The following is a 4,666-nucleotide window of genomic DNA, read 5'->3' on the forward strand; positions in this document are numbered from 1 at the left end:
TAAACACTGCTCTGAAAATGAATCCAGCTTCTTATCTAGGGAAGGACTACTGATCACTTCATATAATTATCACCACCCCTCAAAAGAGGCGTTATCAGACAAGACAAATAAGCCCTTCCTCCCAATATTCTCCACATACTCTTCTCCAGAAAACGCACTTAACACCCCTTTTCATCCCAGCTTCCCCGCTCCATTCACAAATGCATCCCCCTAGTTCTCTCACCACATTCCACGCCATGATAAAAGCATACACACAGTACAAATCCTCCGCATTATTTTACGGATATACGTTTTCACGCTTTTACATATTCACAGAAATCAGACAAATAAAATTTCCACATCACCACCCCGCACCGCTTTGTAAACACTGCTCTGAAAATGAATCCAGCTTTTTGCCTAGTCCCCTTACAGTCTTCAGACTACCCTCCTCAAACGACAGCACTTCATCAGGCTCAACAAATCAAAGCCCTATCATGAATATTCAAGCTCTTCACTCCCCCTTCAAATAGCGCCGTTTTACGGTATAACAGAATAGAAAATTTTTCATTTTTCTTGCCAATCTTCTGAAATTACTTTATCACTTAAAGTGTAATTTTGGTCGTCTACGCAGCGATCAAGAGGGAAGACAAGCCCTAAGTCCGAGCGTACAATTGAACCTACTTTTGTGGGTATCCCGGGATTCCGGGAGATTTTGCTATGTCCAAGTGCCACAAGCACTAAAAGCAAAATGCTGACTCGGACTCAGTACTTGTTACTCCCGGAATACCAATGCGAGGGCGCTCGCAACCGGAGGGGGGGCTTGAAGTGCCAACTAAAAATCCACATTTTATCGACATTTTGATAGGCAAAAGAATCCGTCACAGACGCATTTCAATAGGACTTTCCCAAAAAGCATTAGGAAGCCATTTAGGTGTCAGTTTTCAACAAATCCAAAAATACGAAAAAGGCTTAAATCGTGTAAGCGTAGGGTGTTTACTCAAAATCGCCCAAAAACTGGATATCCCTATAAGCTTTTTTTATGCAGACATTGCCACAAAAGAAGATCTTCCCACAAAAGAAACTCTCTTACACCACGACCAATACACCTATAGCGAAAAAGAACACACTCTTTTGAAAAACTTTAGAGAGCTCAAACCAAAAAAACAGAAGGCAATCTTGTGGTTGATTTCTGATTAAGCAAAAACGCAGGCACCAACATTATTCACCAATAGAGCCAATACCCTAAAGTATAAGCTTCAGATCATCCCTCCTCCAAACAACGCTGTTTCATCAGGCACGATAAGCAAATCCTACCTCCTCACGTCATCTTCATCCCTTCATCCCACCACCTCTTGGACACACCATCCTAACCTGTTCATACTCTCCTCCATTCCCTCTCTTCTCAAACCAACGCCTTCCCTCCTCTTCATCTCGGGCTTTTCATTCCATCCGCAAACTCTTCTCCCCTCTCTCTCCATCCTCCATTCTTTACACACCCATTCACAACATGCTCCACCCCCTCACTTCTATCCTTTACGCACCCCTTCCATTCTGCACCCATTTTTTTATTTCCTCTCCCAATACACTTTATCTAAGTCACTCTCCATTTATATTGTTCCCCCCATTTCTCAAATACTCCCATCCACACGCCGCCTCTTCATCCCAATTTCCCCCCTTAATAAACTCTTCATCCACGCCCCCCAACCTTCTCTCCCCATTCCATGCCATGACAAAAGCATACACCACGCATAAAACCGCAGCTTCCTTTTTCACGGTTCCACGTTTTTACGCCTTTACGTCTTTACAGAACAAAGCCCAATGAAACGCCCACCCTTCCACGCTGCTCTATCAACAACGCTCTACACCCCAGCTTCTTACCCAGCCCCCCTTACAAACTTCAGAGCCTCTCCTCAAACGAACAGTGTTTACGGCATAATAAGGTAAGTGAAATATATTGAAGTGATCACGCGCCACTACCTTATCCATTATCCATCGACAAAAATGCGACCAACACGAACTGCTTTAAAAAAGCTATTCAAAAAATTCTAAAACAGAAAAACGCTCATCATCTAAAAAAATGGCAAAGCAGTGCGTTTTGCACATCATCCACCTTTACTGAAGCAAAGAAGCCCCATCAGTTATCAATCCATCCCCCACCTAAAGTTTCCCATGCCTGATATCGCCGCCCTCAAACAACGGTGTGTTATAGCATAGGATAAAAAGGAGATATGAACATCGAATATATTGGCGATTTCCAGCAAACGTCCAACTTCTACACGGTTTATACCTTTTTCATATTTTTGGATTTGTTGGAAGCTTACGCCTAATTTTTTTCCCCAATTGTTCTTGAGAATTTCCCATGAAGTTTCTGCTACAACAAATTTTTTTCTTATAAAAATATCATGAGAATGCGGATTTTTATCTCGCACGTTTACCTCCCCAACTGAGTGCGCCCCCCCTCTCGCATTGGTATTCCGGGAGTCTAAAAGTACTGAATTATAGTTAGCTTTTTGCTTTAGTGCTGAGAAGCACTTAAACATAACAAAAACTCCCAGAATCTTATTCCCCCCACATAATGAGTTAAATTTAACGCTATAGCATTAAAAAACTGATTCACCCTTATGTTGTGTTACCTTCATACTCCTTGAAGCTAGGAAAAATGAGTTAAAACACTTAACTGAGTTGACGAGCCAATCATTCAGTACAAACAACGGACGACAAACTGCTCACCAACATCCTGATCCCCAATAAACAGCATAATCCAATCCATCCAGAAAGAAGGAACAATTTTCCAGCCGAAGTATGACCTAAAACAAATGCTCCAACAAAGAGCGCCACCAACATAGCTAAATTTTGTACAGACTACACCCATCCGGAAGCGATCCCAATTTGTTCATTGAAATGGGTTACCAGATAAATGTTAGAAGATATGAAAAAGCGAGCACTGACCATTCCAATGAGGAAAAAACAAAGCAACAAAGTCTCAATATGGAGTAAATCAAAGTAAAAAAAGCACACCGAAATCACGGCAAAACAAACCATTGTTGACATGGCTGGCATTAACAACTCCGATATTTTTCCTGTAAGGGGGTTATGCTTTGATTTTTTCACACTCCAAAACCCATAGAGAAAATTACCAATCGCTGAAGCGGATACCAGCATCCCAAGAGCTTGTTGATTCATTTTCATTGTGCTGAGAATAACGAGCAACTGATTATTCACCATAAAGACCATGGCAAAATAAATGAATATCACCCCCACATAAGCATACCAAGCTGTCCCATAAAGTCTCTGCTGTAATTTCATGGTATTTGCTATTCACACCTGATGATTTAGGATATAGCTCAACGTTCTTTGGATTGCTTTTTTATCATGAGTGACGAGACAGGTTGTGCACCAAGACAACAAAATACCATAAAGCCTAGGAATGTCAAAAATCCCGAAAACAATAAAGTATAGGTATCTGATAAAAGGACAGACAGAGCACTCCCCAAAGCAAGTCCTATCATCTTTGCTGCGCTATTGATCATGTTAAGCACAGAATCATAATGGTTCCGTTCTTTTTCAGGAACAGAATTTGCACTGAGAACAGAAATTGCTGGAATAGTGATACTATTGAATGTTGCTCGAATGACTGCCAATATAATAAATCCTTGCAGACTCATCGCCATTAATAAAATGACAGTACAGAGTGCCCGTAACAGCAGTAACGCCCACACAACCAATGGATTATAGAACGATGATTTATCAACATTCCAATTGGCGTAGACAGAATGATACCAGGGAATAATGTTGCCGCTCCAATCAAAGGGATGTTATATTGATCAGCTTTCCACGTGAACACAGATACGGTCAAAATCACGATATAATCAATCCACCCCCCAAAGGACACTAAGCCATTACCCAGCAAAAGCACCAACAAGCGATTTTTTATTGCCCCATCTCTTTGCACCAAAACACGCGCCCCTCTTTTTTCCTTAGCAATACTGATTGGACTATCAATTTTTCCCTCACACCCTAAAGGCACCAACAACCTTCCTGCAACAAAGCAATTTATAATTATCCATGGTAAACAAAACCTCTGGAAATAAGTCTTAGATATGTATTAAAACATCCATCGTTGATTGAACTTAATCTGCGTCTTTGCGAATGACGATAATAAGCAAGCCGTTAATCCAGCCCTTAAATACATTGATATAGGATAATCGCGCGCGCCTCCCCTTCAGTTCCCACACAAAAACGCTTTAGCGTTCTTTTCTCAAGAGGAATACCCCTTTTATTCTTCTTCATCACTTACTTGTGGTGGGGGTGGTAAGATATAAGCGCCTGAAAGCCAACGATTAAGATCAATAGCTCGACAGCGTGTGGAACAAAAAGGATAAGAAGATTTTTGTGACATCTGACCACAAATAGGACAAGGATGCGGAGGACGGGTCTCTTTTTGTAAATTTAGCTCTTTTTGTTCTTGACACACCTTTGTCATTGACTTCTTCATTAACTTTTCTTCTATTGCTTTTTTTTCATTTTTGCTTTTCTCTTTTTGTTGCTTTTCACCTTGCATTGATCTTACCTTAAAGTTTTTCTAATGCGTTTGTTCAGCCCAGTGAGTAAAAAGTGGATAGTGATAAGCGGTCAAGAGATCGGTTGTTTCAGCCAAAGGCAATCCCACAACATTAGAATAAGAACC

The 4,666-nt window shown here is 41.0% G+C and carries 8 protein-coding genes and 1 pseudogene; 1 reads left to right on the forward strand and 8 read right to left on the reverse strand.

Translation table 11 applies throughout. The annotated features are described in order from the left end of the window. Positions 1-804: 804 nt before the first annotated feature. On the forward strand, positions 805-1,176 hold the full coding sequence (locus ACFIO3_RS09020) for a helix-turn-helix domain-containing protein (RefSeq protein WP_375608187.1): 372 nt from the start codon (positions 805-807) through the stop codon (positions 1,174-1,176). 399 nt (positions 1,177-1,575) lie between these two features. Here the strand turns inward: ACFIO3_RS09020 and ACFIO3_RS09025 are convergent, their stop codons facing one another. The 8 genes and pseudogenes from ACFIO3_RS09025 to ACFIO3_RS09060 form a co-directional block, all read right to left on the reverse strand. Further along, entirely contained in the window at positions 1,576-1,752 is a 177-nt protein-coding gene (locus ACFIO3_RS09025; RefSeq protein ID WP_375608185.1) for a hypothetical protein, read from the reverse strand. A gap of 368 nt (positions 1,753-2,120) precedes the next feature. Then, positions 2,121-2,408, reverse strand: a complete 288-nt coding sequence (locus ACFIO3_RS09030) for a helix-turn-helix domain-containing protein (RefSeq protein WP_375608184.1) — start codon at positions 2,406-2,408, stop codon at positions 2,121-2,123. Positions 2,409-2,677: 269 nt separating this feature from the next. Further along, positions 2,678-2,851 carry a hypothetical protein gene (locus ACFIO3_RS09035; RefSeq protein WP_375608183.1) on the reverse strand — a complete coding sequence of 58 codons (174 nt, stop codon included), beginning with the start codon at positions 2,849-2,851 and terminating at the stop codon, positions 2,678-2,680. After that, entirely contained in the window at positions 2,842-3,285 is a 444-nt protein-coding gene (locus tag ACFIO3_RS09040; RefSeq protein WP_375608182.1) for a hypothetical protein, read from the reverse strand. Before ACFIO3_RS09040 ends, ACFIO3_RS09035 begins: the two co-directional genes overlap by 10 nt. Positions 3,286-3,323: 38 nt before the next feature. After that, positions 3,324-3,650: an MFS transporter gene (locus tag ACFIO3_RS09045; protein WP_375697387.1), complete on the reverse strand. Its 327-nt coding sequence runs from the start codon at positions 3,648-3,650 to the stop codon at positions 3,324-3,326. Then, the gene (locus tag ACFIO3_RS09050; RefSeq protein WP_375608181.1) at positions 3,650-4,006 is read right to left on the reverse strand and encodes a hypothetical protein; all 357 of its coding nucleotides are present in this window, start codon (positions 4,004-4,006) and stop codon (positions 3,650-3,652) included. Before ACFIO3_RS09050 ends, ACFIO3_RS09045 begins: the two co-directional genes overlap by 1 nt. Positions 4,007-4,255: 249 nt before the next feature. Further along, positions 4,256-4,540, reverse strand: a complete 285-nt coding sequence (yacG, locus tag ACFIO3_RS09055) for a DNA gyrase inhibitor YacG (RefSeq protein WP_375608180.1) — start codon at positions 4,538-4,540, stop codon at positions 4,256-4,258. Between the two features lie 21 nt (positions 4,541-4,561). Then, a pseudogene (locus ACFIO3_RS09060) lies at positions 4,562-4,666 on the reverse strand (septum formation inhibitor Maf); the annotation flags it as partial.

It is taken from the genome of Bartonella sp. AD328YNZD, assembly GCF_042196425.1.